This window comes from Enterovibrio makurazakiensis, assembly GCF_050336585.1.
Lineage (GTDB): Bacteria > Pseudomonadota > Gammaproteobacteria > Enterobacterales > Vibrionaceae > Enterovibrio > Enterovibrio gelatinilyticus.
Genome location: NZ_JAKJSE010000024.1, coordinates 37,547 through 55,453 on the forward strand (window position 1 = coordinate 37,547; position 17,907 = coordinate 55,453).

The following is a 17,907-nucleotide window of genomic DNA, read 5'->3' on the forward strand; positions in this document are numbered from 1 at the left end:
ATCATAGTTTTGCCGCATTTATCGTGTTTTTTGGCAAAAGCCCTTCGATCTTTATGCATCTTGTTGTCTACACTCAATGAGTAGTACGGGATGACGCACAGAGGGACAACACATGTTGGCAAGACGTAGAAACTACCTATTGAAAGACACCAAACAACTCCACGCAAATGTTCATGTAATCCCAACAGGAACAATAGAAGTGGAAATCGTAGAAAAACACCAATGTCACGCTGCAGAATTTGAACATCTTAGATTTGAACGCAGTGGAAGAGTGACTAAATTGGTTGGCAAACACACGTCAAATGGCAAACCCGTTCAATGGCAACTACCGCTTGCTAACGATGATGCAAAAGAGCTGGAAAGCCTAATAGAACAAGCAACAGAAGAACTAGAAATATTAATGAGAGATTTATAACTAAAGTAGCAAAAGCCATGCCTCTTCTAGCGCTGCCTCGGCAGCGCATTTTTTTCTTGTAGCTCTGGAGCATAACTCAATAGTTCTACATAATGGAATGAGTTAACTCAGCACTAAGAGCCCGCATGTCTCGAGATATTTTCAACACCATTGACTTAAATCTACTGCGTGTGTTCCTCGTATTGTTTCAGGAGCGAAATACCAGAAAAGCAGCGGAAAGACTTTATGTCACTCAACCAGCAATTAGTCAGAATCTCAAGAAGCTACGCCATTTTTTCAATGATGATCTTTTCGTCAAAGTGCCCACAGGGTTACAACCAACCCCAGTAGCCGAAGAAATTGCCAAAAAAGTCATCCCTTCTTTAAACAGCATGCAGTCCGCCCTTAATGAATTAGGTAATTTTGATCCGCTAACAGAAACCAAAAAAATCCGCATTGCCCTCGCACCTCTTGTCATGATTAGCCTAGCTGGCACGTTTATTTTGGATCTAAAACAAAAAGCGCCCAACCTTGACGTAGAAATCGTCAATTGGTCATCAACAACATTCGAAGATATCGAAAGTGGACTTCTGCTTGCTGGAATATCTTATGCGGACGACCGTATACCAAAACATATCAGGGCCATTGAAATCGCACGAGTAACCGCTTGCTGCGCTGTTAGGCACGACCATCCTCTTCAAGGAGAATCCGCAACACCGGAAGAGTTTTCCGCTTACGATTTAGCTTCATTACTCATTCCAGGCTGGAGCGAAGATATGCCTCTTGCCGCCAAAAAGATGCAGGCGTTATCGCTTCCATACAACATTGGATTTCGATCAGCCTATCCAATGGCCATTGTTGATGTTATTCAAAAAACCGACATGTTCTTTGCCACAAGCAACTTATTCCCCTTTGGCAACTACCCGTCTATTAGGCGAATAGACATCGCCACACGAGACTTCGAACTCGACTATGCCGTTAATTGCTTTTTTCATCAGCGCAATACTAACGACTCACTAACCCAGTGGATAAACGGCCTAATTAAAGAAGAACTTAAACAAGTCATCCAATAATCATCACTTATTACGGTGATAAACAGCCCTTATTACGAATCATGGTCAAACGTCCCTAATATTGCTTTTGCCAACTGGAAAAGGCGTTAAAAACAGCAGGGACGCTCTTTACACATCATAGAGAGCAATCATGAAACGTAAACTAATCGCAGCATCCCTATCTCTTTGCATCCTCCCATTCTCTGTTGCCGCTAATGATTTTTCTGGTCATCGGGTGGGTATTGGTTTTACCACTACTGATATTGAAAACACACAAGGTGAGCGTGTTGATTGGGGGTCTGGCTTCAAACTCGAGTATGGTTACGACATCAACAGAATCTTCGGTGTAAACCTTTCCTATAGCAACACCAGTGACAGTGTTCAGTACTATTTCAACTCACAACGTTTCGGTGCAGACCTCAGTACCAATACGTTCAAATTTGACGCTGACATCGGATACACCTTCCAACAGAACAATTTTTCCATTAAGCCTTATGGCGCAGTCGGTTTTGCGAATTACAAAGACACACTGGATATCCACTTTGGCGATTCCAACTCCTCGTCTCGATCCTATAAAGAGTCAGCGCCTTACTTTGGTATCGGTGTTAGAGGGGCTTTAACTCAAGGTCTCTATGCCGATTTACGACTCGATTACCTGATGGATGATGCATATACCGATCAGTTTTCTTTAACTGTTGGCTATAAATTCTAACCCTCCGCTATTAGGAAAGATCTCATGATAAAAAAATTACTCTGTGCGGCGACACTTTTCACTAGCTCCTTTGCCGCTGCGGATGTTCACTTTTCTCCTGACCTAAAAATGGGGTTACAGTGGGGTATTGGCGCGCAGCTGGGGGTTCAAGATGTGATGGGTTTCGAGGCTGTTTATGGCAGCTTTGGTATATCCGACTCTCACTGGTTTTCTGACAAAGAGTCTATCAAACACTACCGAGTCGGTGTGCAGTACGAAGAGAAAAAGTATCAAGCATACTCGGTACAAATGGAGGCAGGACTCGCTGAGTATAAAGGGAGCCGAAATTACTACGGTAGAGACCGCGAGGATCTCAAAGCCTACGGGCCGAGTGTAGCCGCCGCACTAGTGTTTGATTACAACTTACCGATCAAAATACGTTACGGGCTTGAGTTGAATTACTTCCGACACCAAGAGACCTACTTACCAAGTGGTTTGTCTCCTCAGATCAATGTCGGCGTTATCCTTCCCCTTTAGGGAGTGTTATACCCATAAATGGATATACATAATAAATGTGCGCCAACTTCAACCTTTTAGGGACAGCGCACCTTTGCCATGTTTCTATACCAAAGGGCCAATGTACATTTAGAGACACTCTGGTAAAATGCGCAAAAATTCAAATGTGAGCATGACGAGAGCCAACTATGCCAATGTATGTTGTGGGACATAAAATCCCTGATTCAGATTCAATCTGCGGTGCAATTGCACTAGCGTACCTGAAAAACCAAATCGAAGAGCCAGCTATCGCTGCACGTTTGGGTGAACTATCACCTGAAACCGCGTTTATCCTAGAGCGCTTTGGCTTCGAAGCACCAGAGCTGAAACTCAGCTACGCGGGAGAAGAGGTTTACATCGTTGACCACTCTGAACTGACTCAAGCACCGGATGATATTGCGGAAGCAACCATTGTCGGTATCGTTGATCACCACAAACTGGGTGACCTGACGACGTCTACGCCTCTAGAGTGTTGGATTCGTCCTGTTGGCTGTTCTAACACAGTTATCAAAATGATGTACGACTTCTACGGCGTCGCTATTCCTAAAGATATCGCTGGCATCATGCTTTGCGCGATCCTAAGCGATACCGTGATCTTCAAATCACCAACCTGCACCACTGCAGATATTCGTTGCGTTGAAGATCTTGCGAAGATCGCAGGCATTGAAGACGTACAAGCACTTGGCATGGATATGTTCAACGTGAAATCTGCGGTTGCTGGTACACCTGCACGTGACCTTGTTATGCGTGATTTCAAAGACTTCAACATGAACGGTAACTTGGTAGGTATCGGCCAACTAGAAGTTGTTGACCTGTCTGTTTTTGACGAAATCAAAGCAGAATTGGAAGCTGATATCGCAGCACTGAAAGAAGAAGGCCAACGCCACTCAGTCATGCTTCTTCTAACGGACATCATGAAAGAAGGCTCTGAGTTACTTGTTGTTTCTGATGACGTGACCATTGTTGAACGTGCATACGGCCTAGAAACTGAAAATGGCCGAGTTTGGCTTGACGGTGTATTGAGCCGTAAGAAGCAAGTGGTTCCGCCACTTCAAGACAGCTTCAACTAAGTTTTTCCTTTGAAAAATAATAAAGGGCGGCTTCGCCCTTTTTTAACGTCCTAATTTTGAACGATGTTTTTTATTGTGCATTTCTCTTTCCACTTTTTAGTGAAATATTCGATGAACCACTATTGATGGGTGTCACAAAAAAATGCATAATCTGTGCAAAATTTAGCCAAGAGGAAGACACTGTGTCACAAAAGATTACTGCCAAATTATCCAAGTACGCCCCACTTTTCGTAATGATGGGTGTCACTATTGCATTTACCATGATCAATGCAATGTACTGGGGTGGAGTACTCTAATAAGGATACGGTGCGGTGCCATCATTGACACTGCTCTTGCTCAAGTGAATGAGCACTTCCCTCGGCACGTAAACCGAATGAATAAACCCAAGCCAATCGCTTGGGTTTTTGTTTATTTGGGATAGAAAGTTATCGCAGATGGACAAATTAGAACGATTTATCGGACGGTGAAGGAGTTAAGCTTTGCAAGGCGAAAAACTTCAGCCAGCGGATTAAAGAGATTCAGAAACGAAAAAAGACGCCTTAGCGTCTTTTTTCTTAAATATGGCGGTGAGTGAGAGATTCGAACTCTCGATACGTTGCCGTATACACACTTTCCAGGCGTGCTCCTTCAGCCACTCGGACAACTCACCGTGCTTTTGTCGTTAGACTTGTCGTCTCAACGGGCGCTACTATAAGTATTTACCCTTTCAGCGTCAATGCTTTGAACAACACGTAACGTTCAATTGCTCGGCATTTAGCCAGCCCCATGCATCACTAAACAATCTCAATTAGTAGAACTCAGAGCTGAACCTTACCTTCAGTTTGAAGAAGGAACCTCAGGTGTAGATAAAATCACGGATACCAGCGGATTGAAACTCAAATCAATGCTCACAAACCTTCGTAATATCACGTCACAGATTCAACGCGACCCTCAAATTCACAACCCCAATAAAAAACCCCAGCATTGCTGCCGAGGCTCTATGTGTATCGCAACAGAACGTTATATCAAGACAAGGTCTGCTCTAACGCTTTCTTCAACTCCAGCTCTGCCTTTTCTATCACCTGCTGCGCATGCTCGCGCTGGGCTCTGCCCTCTTTGACGCGAGACAAGGTGTTATTCAAGGTTTCAATCGTCAGCTGATTCACGGTTTCCAATGAATCCAGATCAAGAATGCCACGCTGATAGTTCTCGGCAATTTGCTCTTCCAGCGCCTTGAGCTTCTCGGCATTCTGAACATACTGCTTGTTGGTGTAGTCTTTCACCGCACGCGTCACCTTCAACGCTTTCTCCTTTTCATAATTGGAAATCGCAATCAAGAACTGGCGTTTCCATAGCGGGAAGGTGTTATGGACGATATCTTGAATATCCTCCATCAACATTTTATTGCCTTCCTGCGAGAGGCGAATTTGAGGCGCAGTTTGAATAGCAGCCAAACGCGTTAACTCAAGGTTGTGAACACGTTTTTCAAGACGCGCGATGGCTTGAGAAGCATCACGGTACTTTTGCGCATCAAGGGCATCACCACTTTGCTCAGATTGCGCAAGCAAATCAGGCAGGACGTTCTGTGTGAGATCGTTCAGTTTGTATTTACCCGCCGCGATGTACTGATCTAACCCCGCAAGCAACTCTAAGTTATGATCATAAAGCGTATCTAGCTGCGTAATATCATGCGCAAGTTTTACTTCCTGCGCTTCTAAGCTGCCTGATAACTGCTCTAATTGACCTTTCACCGAATCAAAACTCGCCGAGAATTTTTTGAAAGAATCAAAAAGTTCGCCCACCAACGGAAGCCTCGATAACAGGCTCTTCTTACCAAGGTTGTCGAACTCAGCACTGTCCATGGATGACACCATGGCGTGCAGAATATCTCCTGCCTCACCGCTGTCACGAACACGGACTTGCTCTAAGACTTCATCAGAGAATGCGGTGATCTTTTCCAACGCACCTTTACCAAAGGTAATCGTGGCAACGGTATCAAACGCATCAAACTGTTCAGCCAAAGCCACGATTTGAGGTGTCACCTCAACATCCAGCACCTGACTCTGAGGATTCGTCAATTCAGTCATTGGATCTCCCTGTCTCTATGACGGCTTATGGCAGGGAAACTTCTGCCATAGCGTTTCAAACTGCCTTGAGAACGCAGTAACAAACCTGCGATCATCGGTAAGCGTAATATCTTCCTGATTATATTTGGAGGCACTGCGCGTCCAGTTAAAACTGCCGTTAATCAGTCTTTGTTCGTCAAATATCGCAAACTTATGGTGCATATGGTACTGAGTCGTATCAATTTTGACGGCAACGCCTTGTTCGGCGAGGTACTCTACGTCACTCCCCCTGTCGTACATCTTGTCGTTGTCCGTCACGATACGCACCTTAATCCCGCGCTTGTGAGCATCAAGAATATGCTTGGTCAAATCGTTGTCTGCAATGGTAAACACGCAGATATCAATGGAATGACGAGCGAGTTTTAGCTGTTCAATAATACCCGCAGCACACGTTCTCCCAGGCGAGAACCAACTCGTTGCGGTTTCCGCTGAACTCGCGCTCATGATGTTATCTAGCACTTTCACAACGCGTTCCAGCCAACGTACCAGAGCTGCAGCATCGCCTTGGTTTGCGATTTCTTTCTGCACCAATTTGAAACTCAAATTACGCAGATAAGAACGGTCTTCATCGCTTAACACCGATTCAGCAAGCTCAGCTTGAAGCTCTCGGCGTTCATTGTCGTCTAAGCGGTAATCTTCAATCGAGGCTTCCAGCCACGCCGACCATTTTTGTCGATTCATTTAATTGCCTCCTTGGCTGTTACCACCAAAGCGGGCAACATGTTGGTTCAGCATGGCGAGCTGTTGTACTACTTGTCCTGCACGGTCTTCGGAATCACCCATCATTTGTTGGCGTTGATATCCGTCAGTGATTTCCTGCCAACGTCCTTGTTGTTCCGGTGTCATATCACCACGCAGTTCAGCAAGTTTCAGCAGGTTTTCTTCCGTACCCGCCGCCAATGTCTGGGCTTCACCTTGATAGTGATCTTGCAGCATGGTGTTGAGTTCTTCATCGGTCATGACTGACGAGATTTTCTCGGCAAGTTTGTTCATGTTTCGATAAGAACCCTGCAGCTTAAACGGTGGCTCAACACGATACTGATCCGCCGTAGCGGCGGATTTGATGTACTGCTGATTCACCTTGAGCACGGTTTGCTGTGCCATCATCATTTTTTGCAGCGTAGAGACAATCTCATTGGATTCGGTCGCCGAATACGAATGGCTCATGTCACTCAGTGCAATGCTCTCCCCTTCTGCCATGCGAACAAAGCGGTAAAGGTCATTCAAGTCTCTGGTCGCTAGCGGTGCAAGTACAGAATTCGACGTCAGAGAGTTCTCAATGAAGCTGAGTTCGAACGCTTGCTTCTGATCAGACAGCATGTCACCAAGGTTGTAGATATCTGCACGGTTCGACAACATATCCGGAATACGGAACGCTTCACCAGTTTCGGTATACGGGTTACCCGCCATCACAACCGCGAACTTCTTGCCACGCATGTCATAGGTTTTGGTTTTGCCTTTCCACGTACCTTCAATGCGACGTGTTCCATCACACAGTGAAATGAATTTCTGAAGAAATTCAGGGTGGGTGTGCTGAATATCATCAAGATACAAGAGCACGTTGTTACCCATTTCAAAGGCGAGGTTAATTTTTTCGATTTCGCGCGCGGCGTTTTGATCAGGCGCATCAGCAGGATCAAGTGAGGTGGCTTGGTGCCCAATAGACGGGCCATTGATCTTCATAAACACCAAGCCAAGCTTGTGTGCTACGTATTCGATCAAGGTGGTTTTACCGTAACCCGGCGGCGAAATCAGTAGCAGCATCCCCATCAAATCGGTGCGTTTCTTATCACCCATGGTGCCCATCTGTTTGGCAAAGTTATCGCCAATCAATGGCAGATAGCTTTCGCTGATGAGTTTGTTTCGAACAAAAGATGTAAGAGGACGAGGTTTGAATTCCCCGAGTCGGAAATCATCTTTCGCGGTATTGAGGAGCTCTGTGCGTTGATTGAGGTAAGCATCAAACTGCGGAACCACCGCAGTTCGGTGATGCTCGTTACGCTGAATAAAATCATCTAACACCAGTGTTAACTGACCTTTTTCAATGCGATCATGCTCACCCAATAAGCCGTCAATGCTGCAAAGCAGCGAGAAGTCGACACTGCCGATGGAGAAATTAGAACATGATTTCAACACAGTGATGGTCGCGGCTTCCAGAACAAACGCTTCGCCATACTGCTTACGAGACGTATAAGCAGTCAACCATTGTTTGTGATCAGCAAACGCTGTTTCAATGGCTTCATCAGCTTGCTGCCAACCCAGGCTGCGACGAAACTGAAGGTAGTCTTCACAAAGCGTTAGGGCATCCTGACTGACTTCAATGTTGAGTTCACTCTGACCCAGTAAGTTCACCAGATACTCTGCAGCCTCATTCGCTTGTTCAGCCTCGAGTAACGCCACCAGCTGAGTTTGCAACAGTTGATAAGCCTCTGACGAATTCAAATGTTCACGCAATAGCTGCGCATTGATGGCTTGTTGACGATAATGTTCCACTATTTGGCTATCTTGAGCGAGCAACCACAGCAACGCAGAGGAACGGGCTGATTGGCTGAATCGTAGCAATCCCGCTTGCTGGTAGATAGGTAACACTTTGTCCAAAATACGAATGGCATCGTTGTCGTGAATACCTTTCACATAACCTTCTTTGTAGCGAGGTGCAGCGAATTTTTGTATGCACTCACTCAACAAGCCTTCTTTTTGATCGGCGTAGAGCTTATCGAGACTCAACCCATCGGTATTGAGTTCAGCACCGTGCAGAATCAAGTACGCCAAATATTCTGCGCGATACACGTCTTCGCTTTCTGATGCCACATCCAAACGGGACATAGATTGGAGCGTTAGGAAGGTTTCATCTTCAACAGATTGGTAAAAATCCGTACCCGAAATGTGCGTAGACAATTGACCGTCATGATCAACAAGACTGAGATCGAGCGGCTGTTGATTCACACTAAAACGGTGCTTACCAAGACGAAGGACTTTACCTCCCTGCTCGAAGATATCCTGATTGTCACGCAGCGAACGCAAAGACTGATCCTGCAGTGACTTGATCTTCGAATCGACACTGTCAGCCTTCACGCTGTCACCCAACTCTCGAATCGTTGTCGACAGTTGATGCAGCTTCAGCACCATTGCATCTGTTGCGAAGTAGCTGTTAAGCCCCGCCACATCATCAAAGCGTTCCACGCGCTTTTCGATGCTCGACATGGTGACGTTAGCAGCTTGCAGAAGGTTCTGAATACGACGCTGTTGAGCCGCAATCAATTGCTGTTTGTGGTTATCGAGCGTTGATTGAATTTCATCTCGTTTGGCATAAATTTCAGCGAGAAACTGGTCAAAGTCAGCAAAACGAGATTCAAGCTTGTCCAATTGACCAACCAGTTTCGCTAGCTGATTGTCACAGTCGTCAGGACTTGTTGCCTGCTCCATCGCACTACTAACAGATTGACTAAGCAACTTAAACTGCGCACTGAATTCAGCTTGCGCTTCTTCACTTTGAAGGCCTTTAGACTTACCACGAAGTTTCGCGGAGACAGTATTGAGCATTGACGACACTTCCGTCGTCAAATCTAAAATCCGTGTCGCTTGTGTCGGGTCATCCGTTTCAATGTCCGTGACTTCTTCCGTCACCAATTGAAGTTCGCTTCTTAGCGTTTCAACCTGATCTTGCAGGATCTGAATTTCAGCGGTTTTATCCACCTCTTCAAGCTGCGTTTCAATGGTCTGGATTTGCTTTTTAAAAGGCAGGTAAGCCTTTTCATCCTGCAGAAGGTTTAGCAACTGCAGATTCAGACTTTCGCGCTGCTCCTGAAGTGTTTCCAGTAAGGTATCAATCCGCTCTTCATCAATGTAATGCTGCTGACGCAGCGCCATCACTGCACCCACCTGCCCTTTCACTTCTGAAAGTAAGGTAAGCAAAGTGTTGGCTTGTTCTTTCGGTGCAAGTTTGATCTTTCCGATCAGGTCAGAAACGATCCTGTTCTGATCTTCAATACTTTGTGCAGCATGACTTTGAAGCTGCTGAACCTTGGCGAATTCATCGATGATTTTGTCCGCCGTGCCCATCAGTTCGCTAATGGCATCTCCCATGCCTAACGCGTATTCGTGGCCGAGCCAGGTGTAATGATCAAGCGTTGATTGACATTGCTTGAGAAGCATTTCAAACGCCGCCTGCGTCACCTCCTCTGTCTGTGCTAATTGGCAAATTGACAAAACAGACGATAAGGCGCGAACCAGTTCAGTATTGCCAAGATTAAATAGCGGGCTGCTGCCATCACCTTTGGCATTTTCGAGGGCATAGTGTTCTGGCGTTGAAAACGGCGTATCCCAAATACGCAAAGGGTGGATAGTGGAGGCTTCCGCATTTTCAGACAATTGAAAAACAAGGAAGCGTCCATCGGGATAAAGGCTATAACCATGGCTTTCCATGGGTGCTTCGAACTTTTTCTCAATCAGGTTATAAGTGAAGGCAATGTAGTAACCGTCCACCGCATTGAAGAAGAAATACAGAATGTCTTCACCGTTGGGTGAAATGACTTTTTGGAAGAATTTGAGATTATTGGCAGGAAAATCGAACTGCTTGCTTTCACCATTGGCGAGCACATAACCGTTTGCGTAAAGCACACCATGATCTTCAGGCAAGGATTTTGCGCTTTCACGCAGCGCATCTGCCCGTGTCACGGATTGATTAAGTGGGTTGTAAAGAAAGTAGCGGCTATGTTTTTCGCGGTTTGGCTTCACCCGCAATGCAATCAGCTCGCCAATAAAGGCATAGTCGATTTGCGCATCGGCAATACTCTGATGCGCATCTTCCACATCTTCGCGATAAATGCCTTTTCCTTCTGAGGTGTTGTCTTCAACCTTGATGGTCAAATCCCCACCCACACACTCAACGAATAGCTTATCTCGAATAGACACATGCGGATGTTCACCCAACACATGATCTTCACGCGTCGTAGCTATCCAATCAAAATCATGCTGTGTCGCGCTTTCGAGCGGTGCATGACCGTAAGAATCCATGTACTCGGCGGAATTGGCATTCAACTGGAAGCGAAACACCTTACGGTCTTCGGGTCGGCTGCCAATTTGAAACGCGATATAAAGAATACTCTCCTGACGCGAGATTTGAGATAAGCGTGCGTCCCGGTAATAGGTAAACAGCTCGGTAAACTCATGCACGAAGCGCGCATCATTCAAGAAGCTGTTTTCTAACGTTAAAGACTCGACACGAAACGTACCTTCATTTTCATGAAGTTGATAAAGGCCAAACACATCATCCAATGATGGCGCTGCCTTCATACCTACCTGCACGTGGTAACCAAACAACAATTGTTGGTTTACCTGCGCCATATCGATGGGAATACATTTGGCATCAGTTTGTACATTGGCTTTACCAATCAGCGAGAGCTCTTGGCCGCCAAATACGTCCTGACGTTGATGATTGAAAGACTGAGAAAGGGTTTTTAGCTGGTTGCCCTGTTGGGACAGGCGGGATTTGAGAACCTCGTACGCACCGCCTTCACTCACAGCTTGTTGAGTCGTCTCTGACATAATAATACCTATCAATCCCGCCTCATAAGAAGCGGGATTCTGCGAGAAGAAATGAAGGGTTATTTATCGTCTGATGACGGTTCCATTGAGCTTTGAATTTTCTTTAACAGCTCAGTTGCCCCACCTTGCGAGTTCAACAAACTTGCTAACGCAACATTGCTCAAGTCACTGCTTTTCAGTTCAGTGTTCTCCAAAATAGCTTTCAAATCTTCTGGTAGGCTTCGGTTTCCATCCACATACTCGGAAACCAATGGGTTCAGCACTTTCGATTGCTCAAATTTGGCATCAATTGCAGAGGCATCYATGATGGTACGGCGAATCTGTTCCATACCTTCACCACCAAACAGACGAATATCTGCTTTTGACAGTGCCTCTGCCAATGCTTTCGCGTTTTCACTGACCACGGTTTTCTGTGCATCAATGCGCGCGATTTCCAGATCTTTATCTTGTTGCAGTTGCATCACCCACTTATCGTGGTCGCGCGTATGCTCATCGTATTGTTGCGCCGCTTCAAAGCGTGCAGTCTGTGCTTCTGCTTCTGCCAAACCCTTAGCACGAAGTGCCTGCGCTTCTGCTTCACCTGCACTTTGCATGGCAAACGCTTCTGCCTCGCCAGTTTCTTTAATGGCCTGAGCACGCTCACGATCCACTTCGACTTCAGCAAGACCCGTTGCACTGATCATTTCTTTCTCAGCATGTGCCATACGCTCTTTGGCTGCAGCTTCACGTTCTTTCGCCACATAGCCCGCTTCAGCGCGTTTAGTCGTGACAATATGCTCCGCTTCCGCTTCGCGTGTCTTCACGGCTAGGTCATTTTCCGCATCACGGGTTTTCACTTTAAGTTCGGCTTCATTTTCAATCAGCAAACGCTCTGCACGTTCTTTTGCTGCATCTTTCTCAGCGCGAGCACCAACCAATAATTCAAGCTGCGCGGCTTCTGCAGCCGCTTCTGCTTCAATCATCTTCACGCGTTTTTCACGGCCTACACGCTCATTAACACGAAGGTTTTCAGTCTCTTCCTCTTCACGCGCAATTTTACGTTCAATCTCAACACGCTGAGAGCGTGTTTCGGAAACAGATTTAAGCGCTTCTTCAACCGTTGTCTCTTTCTGCATTTCACGCTCAGCCACTTCCGTCGCTGTACGTACTTTTTCTGTTTCAACAGAACGGGTCAGCTCTTCTTGCTGAATAGCCACTTGGCGCTGATTGGCGATACGGGTCATTTCAACTTCCATTTCCACGCTTTCACGCTTCTTGGACACTTCTTCTTCCGTTTCTAATTTCGCCAACTCAGTGACACGCAAATACTCCTGTCGTTTCTCAGCCGCTAGCGCTTCTTCTTGCGCGGTAATAATGTCAACTTCACGTTGAGTACGCGCAATACTCTCTTTTTCTTGCTTATCTAACTGCAGACGGTTTGCTTCCGCTTCAACGTTTTTCTTCTTCATCGTTGTGCGTTCATCCTGACGGATAGCATTCGTTTCTGTGTTCTTTTGAGCAGTAATTGCTGAGATTTTACGAATACCTTCAACATCAAGAATGTTGTCCGGGCTATGAGCATCCAGCGCGGTTTGGTCAACTTTATCGATAACCACATCGTAGATTTTGAAACCATCCATTTCGCTGCCGATAACTTCAACAACCGCATCACGGAACGCACGGCGATTGGTCAGCAATTCTTCAAACTCAAATTGCTTTACCGCCGTTTTCAATGCTTCTGAAAATTTAGGTTGGAAGTGTTCTTTTAAACGTTCAAGATTCGAGGCTTCATGTGCTGTGAAGAGTTTGGCTACACGAACGATGTCTTCTTCTTCATGGTTTACACCGATATAAAAATCAACTCTTAAGTCCGCTCGGATGTTGTCTCGGCAGTGAAGACCTTCATATTCTTCGCCTTCCTGATCTTTACGACCACTGCGTACAACAGAGATTTTCTTACGTGTGATGTCCATATATTCGAATCGGTTAACAATCGGCCATACGAATGTGCCGGTTAACGAAGCGCGTGTACGGTGAAGTCCGTTCACAATAAGTGCATCACCCTCACCACGTACTTTTTTATAACGAGAGGTGAGAAATACCATGACGAGAAGGAAAACGCCGATGCCAATGCCGATAAAAATGATGCTAGGGGAAATTTCCATTTCCAACTCCTGATTTATAGTCCGTTATGCTTTCGCTACCACGTAGCGATTTGAAGTGTCATCTTTGAAGACGATGACCACTTCTTCTCCGTATTGAATAGTGCTTTCGTCTTGCAGCATGACATCAAGTAAAAACTCATTACCTTGATGCAATACCACGACTTCCCCTCTTTCTTTGTTAACGACGTTGCTGTGAACCCGCGCTTTCAGGCCAATATAGTCAACCTGAGCAAACGCCTTTTTACGGTCGAACAAGGGCGCGAGTGGCTTTAACAACAACGCAGATATTGCAAGGGAGAGGTAAGCAACGATTGGGATTGATACGAGATCAATCAAAAGGTTTGTAACACCTGAAAACAGGTTGTTATTCACTTGCGCGGAGTAGAACGATATGACGGTTGCGATAAAGCACGATACGCACAACGCAACCATAAGAGGGACTTTGGATAACACCTGAGGCAATAACAACCCTGCGCCAGGAATATTATCAAGGTCAAAAATGTCAAGATCAGCCGTGAAGCCTTCCACCACATTAAAAACCAGATCTACGAGCATAATGAGGAAAAACACTACAAACGGAATGAAAAATACGCTTGTAGGAAATGCCATCAGCATGCCCAGAAACTCACCAACTGCCATATAACGTCACTCTAAACAAAGTTTTATGTTTTATCGTTGTTTTGATGTCTAAGCTTTTTACAAAGCTGTCCAAGACTAACTGAGAATGGTCAGTTTTAAACCTATATAACAGGCTTATATGATTCGGTTCAAAAAAATAGGCCGCCAAATTCTTATACAAGACACAAACTCGGCCTTACAGCCAATGATTAAGAAATGAGACAATTACTGAGTGCTATTCATTGCGATGACGATGAATTTTTCGTTGAAATGAGCCACATCGCAGAAACGAAAAAGCCCCAGCATTGCTGCTAGGGCTTCGAATATCGCGGTGAGGGAGACATGACTCGTCATTCTGGTACTCTCACCTTTCTGCTTCTTATGTTTTTCATAAGCCAGAAACGAGAAAACCCAAGCATTTCTGCTTGGGTTTTGAATGTGGCGGTGAGTGAGAGATTCGAACTCTCGATACGTTGCCGTATACACACTTTCCAGGCGTGCTCCTTCAGCCACTCGGACAACTCACCGTTTTGTTGGACTTATCGTCTCAACGGGGCGTAACTATAGGGAAGCGCTTTAGTCAGGTCAACGATAAATCGCAAATTTGAGCGCAAGTGTTTAAGTTTCCATCGGCTTGAGTTGTTTTTACACTGCGTTACGCATTTTGCTCTCGCATTCTCATTCTGGCTGATAGAATATTACCCAACACTGGAACAGAGAACGAATCATGACCAACTCGCTAGCACAATTTATTACTGAAAACGGATTAGAGCCTTTTGTACTGTCCGCTGAACAAACGGAAGGGTTTGTCACCGCCATGGCTGCGGCTCCTAACCTTATCGACCCAAGCGAGTGGCTTGCATTTATGTGGGGCGGTGAAGACGAAGCACCGTTCAATAACACAGAACAACTCGAAGCGTACGCAGGTATCATCGTCGACATGTGGAACGCACAACGCCAAGCTCTGCTCGCTAATGAATGGACATGGCCAGAAGCCTGCGCATTAAGCGAAGCCGAGATTGTGAACCAAGCAACCCGTGAATACTGCGAAGGTATGCTTCAAGGCTGGACCCTAGCTCGTGATGATTGGGAAACCATTATGCCTGAGGAGTCGCCAGAGAATGCATTGCTTGGCGGCGTACTCCTTTCTATTAGCTTGCTGTTTGACCCAGAGTCCGCACTCGCGACGATGGACGAACTCGGTGCGGCAGAACTCGCGCAGTTTGAGGAAATATTTAACGGTATGCCCGTCATGCTATGTGGTTTAACAATGCGCGGATACCAAATGGTAGAGCAGCAATAATCTTAAACTAACTCGCTCACTGCAATGACTGACATTGACGAGCAATACCAATAATAAAGCGGCCTAAACGGCTTATGCCATTCAGATTCTTCCTGCAGTCATACATTTACGCAGGAAGAATCATCAAGAGCTAAAGAAGAGATTGGAGTAGCGAGCTATTCTGTTTTCAAATCTCTGACGCAGCTATTGCCGATTCTACCCAGCAAAAGTGACTGAATACTTGTTCTGATTGGTATTGTTTTGCGCAAACTTTTCGCGCAGTTTGCCAACAATCCTGATATAGTCCTGCCCCTGTTTTTATCCGCCATTACCCTGGCATTACATTCTGGAATTTTCCTGTGACCACACAAGCATTCTCTACCCTGCCGTTGAAAGCCGAATTGCTTTCTACACTTACTGATATTGGCTACACGGAAATGACGCCTATCCAAGCACAAAGCCTTCCAGCCATTATCGATGGGAAAGATGTCATTGGTCAGGGTAAAACAGGCTCAGGTAAAACTGCGGCATTTGGCCTTGGCTTGCTCAATCGCCTAAATGTAAAACGCTTCCGCGTTCAATCACTGGTTTTGTGCCCAACACGCGAGCTGGCAGATCAAGTTGCTATTGAGCTTCGTAAATTAGCTCGTGGTATCCACAACATCAAAATACTGACGCTGTGTGGCGGTGTTCCAATGGGACCACAGATTGGCTCGCTTGAGCATGGTGCTCACATTATTGTTGGCACACCAGGCCGTATTCTTGATCACCTTGATAAAGGCCGTCTGTCACTAGAAGAAGTGAACACACTGGTTCTTGATGAAGCTGACAGAATGCTTGAGATGGGTTTCCAACCTGCTTTGGATGCTATTTTCCAAGACATGCCAGCAAACCGCCAAACACTGCTATTCAGTGCGACCTTCCCAACGCAGATCCAAAGCATCAGCCGTCAAATCATGACCGCTCCAGTGATGGTTAAAGTTGAGTCAAACCACGATAGCAGCAGCATTTCTCAGCACTTTTATGAATGCAACAGTAACAAAGATAAAATGCGTGCCCTACAGCTATTGCTGCTCAAACACCAACCAGAAAGCGCCGTGGTATTTTGTAATACCAAACGTGACGTTAAAGATGTAGCTGCAGTGCTCGATAACGAAGGTTTCTCTGTAGTTGCACTGCATGGTGATCTTGAGCAACGCGACCGTGACCAAATGTTACTCAAGTTTGCTAACAAAAGTGTCACCGTTATGGTTGCTACCGACGTCGCGGCACGCGGTCTAGATATTGAAGCGCTAGATGCGGTAATCAACTACGACATGGCATTTGATACCGAAGTACACATTCACCGTATCGGTCGTACAGGTCGAGCTGGAAGCGAAGGCGCAGCACATACCTTCTTTGGCAAAGAAGATGGTTATAAGATTGCATTACTGCAAGACTACCTAAACCATGACATTAAAGGCGAAGCGCTTCCAGACGATTCAGCCATGAACAACATGCCTCGCACTCCTTTGATGACAACATTGCACATCGAAGCAGGTAAGAAAAACAAAGTTCGCCCAGGCGATATTCTCGGTGCATTGACCGGTGATGATGGAATCCAGGGCAGCGAAGTGGGTAAGATTAAAGTCACCGATTATCGTTCGTATGTTGCAGTAAAACGAAATGTTGCAAAACACGCTTTGAATAAGCTGTCTTCAGGCAAAATCAAAGGCCGTACTTACCGCGTTTGGCAATTACGCTAATCGAACAAGCTATATAATGCGCCATATCGCACTGTAAAAAATGCCCTCATCCAGAAATGGCATGAGGGCATTTTCGTTTTTTTGTCCAAGCTGACTTTCTTATTTGCTGACTTTCTTAATTGCTGCTTCTGCACATGCTACGTCTAAATGACCGCCTGGGGCACCTCCCACACCAATAGCACCAACAACCGCACCTTTCACTGTCAATGGCAAACCACCTGCAAGTAGCAATAGGTTGTCATCCATGTTCTGCAAAGGTTGTAAGATGGGCTTTTCGTCAATGAGCTTCATCAGTTTTCCTGTTGGCTGTTTCATACTCGCCGCAGTGAATGCTTTCTGACGAGAGCTCTCAAGCGTATGTGAACCTGCTTTATCGTCACGTAACTGCGCTAGCACACGCCCAGCCGGGTCTACAACGGTCGCTGTCACTGCGTAACCCTCTTTTTGACACTGTTCAACAGCTTCCACAGCAAGCGCTAATGCTGAATCTGTTGATAAAGAAGGGACACTAACAGTGTCGATTTTTGCTTGTACAGAAAAAGTGGTAAAAAGCGCCGTACCAAGAACGAACGTACACATTTGGGTTGCTGATTTCATACCTAAATCTCCATGAGTTCATCATATTGCTCGCAACACAATCTAACTCCCCCAAATTGCCCCATACTTTCATAAACATTACACCTTAGTAATGAACGCCAAATCCC

14 protein-coding genes and 2 tRNA genes are annotated in these 17,907 nt (G+C 45.8%); 7 read left to right on the top strand and 9 right to left on the bottom strand.

Annotated features, from left to right (window positions below):
• The first annotated feature begins 112 nt into the window (after nucleotides 1-112).
• The 5 genes from L4D06_RS18240 (at nucleotide 113) to L4D06_RS18260 (ending at nucleotide 3,762) form a co-directional block, all read left to right on the top strand.
• Complete coding sequence (locus L4D06_RS18240) at nucleotides 113-415, top strand: hypothetical protein (RefSeq protein ID WP_274166852.1); 303 nt, start codon at nucleotides 113-115, stop codon at nucleotides 413-415.
• Between the two features lie 125 nt (nucleotides 416-540).
• On the top strand, nucleotides 541-1,467 hold the full coding sequence (locus L4D06_RS18245; protein ID WP_274166851.1) for a LysR family transcriptional regulator: 927 nt from the start codon (nucleotides 541-543) through the stop codon (nucleotides 1,465-1,467).
• A 130-nt stretch (nucleotides 1,468-1,597) separates the two neighbouring features.
• Complete coding sequence (locus tag L4D06_RS18250) at nucleotides 1,598-2,158, top strand: porin family protein (RefSeq protein WP_429740642.1); 561 nt, start codon at nucleotides 1,598-1,600, stop codon at nucleotides 2,156-2,158.
• A gap of 24 nt (nucleotides 2,159-2,182) precedes the next feature.
• Complete coding sequence (locus L4D06_RS18255) at nucleotides 2,183-2,674, top strand: hypothetical protein (protein ID WP_274166135.1); 492 nt, start codon at nucleotides 2,183-2,185, stop codon at nucleotides 2,672-2,674.
• A gap of 167 nt (nucleotides 2,675-2,841) precedes the next feature.
• Nucleotides 2,842-3,762, top strand: coding sequence for a manganese-dependent inorganic pyrophosphatase (locus tag L4D06_RS18260; protein WP_274166136.1), 921 nt, complete (start codon nucleotides 2,842-2,844; stop codon nucleotides 3,760-3,762).
• Between the two features lie 561 nt (nucleotides 3,763-4,323).
• Here the strand turns inward: L4D06_RS18260 and L4D06_RS18265 are convergent.
• The 8 genes from L4D06_RS18265 to L4D06_RS18300 form a co-directional block, all read right to left on the bottom strand.
• A tRNA-Ser gene (locus L4D06_RS18265) sits at nucleotides 4,324-4,411 on the bottom strand.
• Nucleotides 4,412-4,766: 355 nt separating this feature from the next.
• Nucleotides 4,767-5,828: a toxic anion resistance protein gene (locus L4D06_RS18270; RefSeq protein WP_017016515.1), complete on the bottom strand. Its 1,062-nt coding sequence runs from the start codon at nucleotides 5,826-5,828 to the stop codon at nucleotides 4,767-4,769.
• A 15-nt stretch (nucleotides 5,829-5,843) separates the two neighbouring features.
• On the bottom strand, nucleotides 5,844-6,548 hold the full coding sequence (locus tag L4D06_RS18275) for a phospholipase D-like domain-containing protein (RefSeq protein ID WP_429740643.1): 705 nt from the start codon (nucleotides 6,546-6,548) through the stop codon (nucleotides 5,844-5,846).
• Complete coding sequence (locus L4D06_RS18280) at nucleotides 6,549-11,414, bottom strand: DNA repair ATPase (RefSeq protein WP_429740644.1); 4,866 nt, start codon at nucleotides 11,412-11,414, stop codon at nucleotides 6,549-6,551.
• 59 nt (nucleotides 11,415-11,473) lie between these two features.
• Nucleotides 11,474-13,558 (bottom strand): peptidase, encoded by a 2,085-nt coding sequence (locus L4D06_RS18285; protein ID WP_429740645.1) that lies wholly within the window; start codon nucleotides 13,556-13,558, stop codon nucleotides 11,474-11,476.
• Between the two features lie 24 nt (nucleotides 13,559-13,582).
• Nucleotides 13,583-14,197 (bottom strand): DUF1449 family protein, encoded by a 615-nt coding sequence (locus tag L4D06_RS18290; protein WP_017008236.1) that lies wholly within the window; start codon nucleotides 14,195-14,197, stop codon nucleotides 13,583-13,585.
• 204 nt (nucleotides 14,198-14,401) lie between these two features.
• Nucleotides 14,402-14,530, bottom strand: coding sequence for a hypothetical protein (locus tag L4D06_RS18295; RefSeq protein ID WP_429740646.1), 129 nt, complete (start codon nucleotides 14,528-14,530; stop codon nucleotides 14,402-14,404).
• Between the two features lie 85 nt (nucleotides 14,531-14,615).
• Nucleotides 14,616-14,703 (bottom strand) — tRNA-Ser (locus tag L4D06_RS18300).
• A 200-nt stretch (nucleotides 14,704-14,903) separates the two neighbouring features.
• Here L4D06_RS18300 and L4D06_RS18305 point away from each other — a divergent pair.
• Both L4D06_RS18305 and dbpA read left to right on the top strand, forming a co-directional pair.
• A complete protein-coding gene (locus L4D06_RS18305) occupies nucleotides 14,904-15,479 on the top strand; it encodes a UPF0149 family protein (protein ID WP_429740647.1) in 576 nt (191 codons plus the stop codon).
• 338 nt (nucleotides 15,480-15,817) lie between these two features.
• A complete protein-coding gene (gene dbpA / locus L4D06_RS18310) occupies nucleotides 15,818-17,203 on the top strand; it encodes an ATP-dependent RNA helicase DbpA (RefSeq protein ID WP_274166143.1) in 1,386 nt (461 codons plus the stop codon).
• Between the two features lie 99 nt (nucleotides 17,204-17,302).
• Here the strand turns inward: dbpA and L4D06_RS18315 are convergent, their stop codons facing one another.
• Entirely contained in the window at nucleotides 17,303-17,800 is a 498-nt protein-coding gene (locus L4D06_RS18315; protein ID WP_429740648.1) for a GlcG/HbpS family heme-binding protein, read from the bottom strand.
• Between the last annotated feature and the right edge of the window lie 107 nt (nucleotides 17,801-17,907).

Excerpts from the sequence above, each read along its gene's own strand:
- L4D06_RS18240 (WP_274166852.1), top strand. The coding sequence starts at position 113 with ATGTTGGCAAGACGTAGAAACTACCTATTGAAAGACACCAAACAACTC.
- L4D06_RS18245 (WP_274166851.1), top strand. The coding sequence starts at position 541 with ATGTCTCGAGATATTTTCAACACCATTGACTTAAATCTACTGCGTGTG.
- L4D06_RS18250 (WP_429740642.1), top strand. The coding sequence starts at position 1,598 with ATGAAACGTAAACTAATCGCAGCATCCCTATCTCTTTGCATCCTCCCA.
- L4D06_RS18255 (WP_274166135.1), top strand. The coding sequence starts at position 2,183 with ATGATAAAAAAATTACTCTGTGCGGCGACACTTTTCACTAGCTCCTTT.
- L4D06_RS18260 (WP_274166136.1), top strand. The coding sequence starts at position 2,842 with ATGCCAATGTATGTTGTGGGACATAAAATCCCTGATTCAGATTCAATC.
- L4D06_RS18270 (WP_017016515.1), bottom strand. The coding sequence starts at position 5,828 with ATGACTGAATTGACGAATCCTCAGAGTCAGGTGCTGGATGTTGAGGTG.
- L4D06_RS18275 (WP_429740643.1), bottom strand. The coding sequence starts at position 6,548 with ATGAATCGACAAAAATGGTCGGCGTGGCTGGAAGCCTCGATTGAAGAT.
- L4D06_RS18280 (WP_429740644.1), bottom strand. The coding sequence starts at position 11,414 with ATGTCAGAGACGACTCAACAAGCTGTGAGTGAAGGCGGTGCGTACGAG.
- L4D06_RS18290 (WP_017008236.1), bottom strand. The coding sequence starts at position 14,197 with ATGGCAGTTGGTGAGTTTCTGGGCATGCTGATGGCATTTCCTACAAGC.
- L4D06_RS18295 (WP_429740646.1), bottom strand. The coding sequence starts at position 14,530 with ATGACGAGTCATGTCTCCCTCACCGCGATATTCGAAGCCCTAGCAGCA.
- L4D06_RS18305 (WP_429740647.1), top strand. The coding sequence starts at position 14,904 with ATGACCAACTCGCTAGCACAATTTATTACTGAAAACGGATTAGAGCCT.
- L4D06_RS18315 (WP_429740648.1), bottom strand. The coding sequence starts at position 17,800 with ATGAAATCAGCAACCCAAATGTGTACGTTCGTTCTTGGTACGGCGCTT.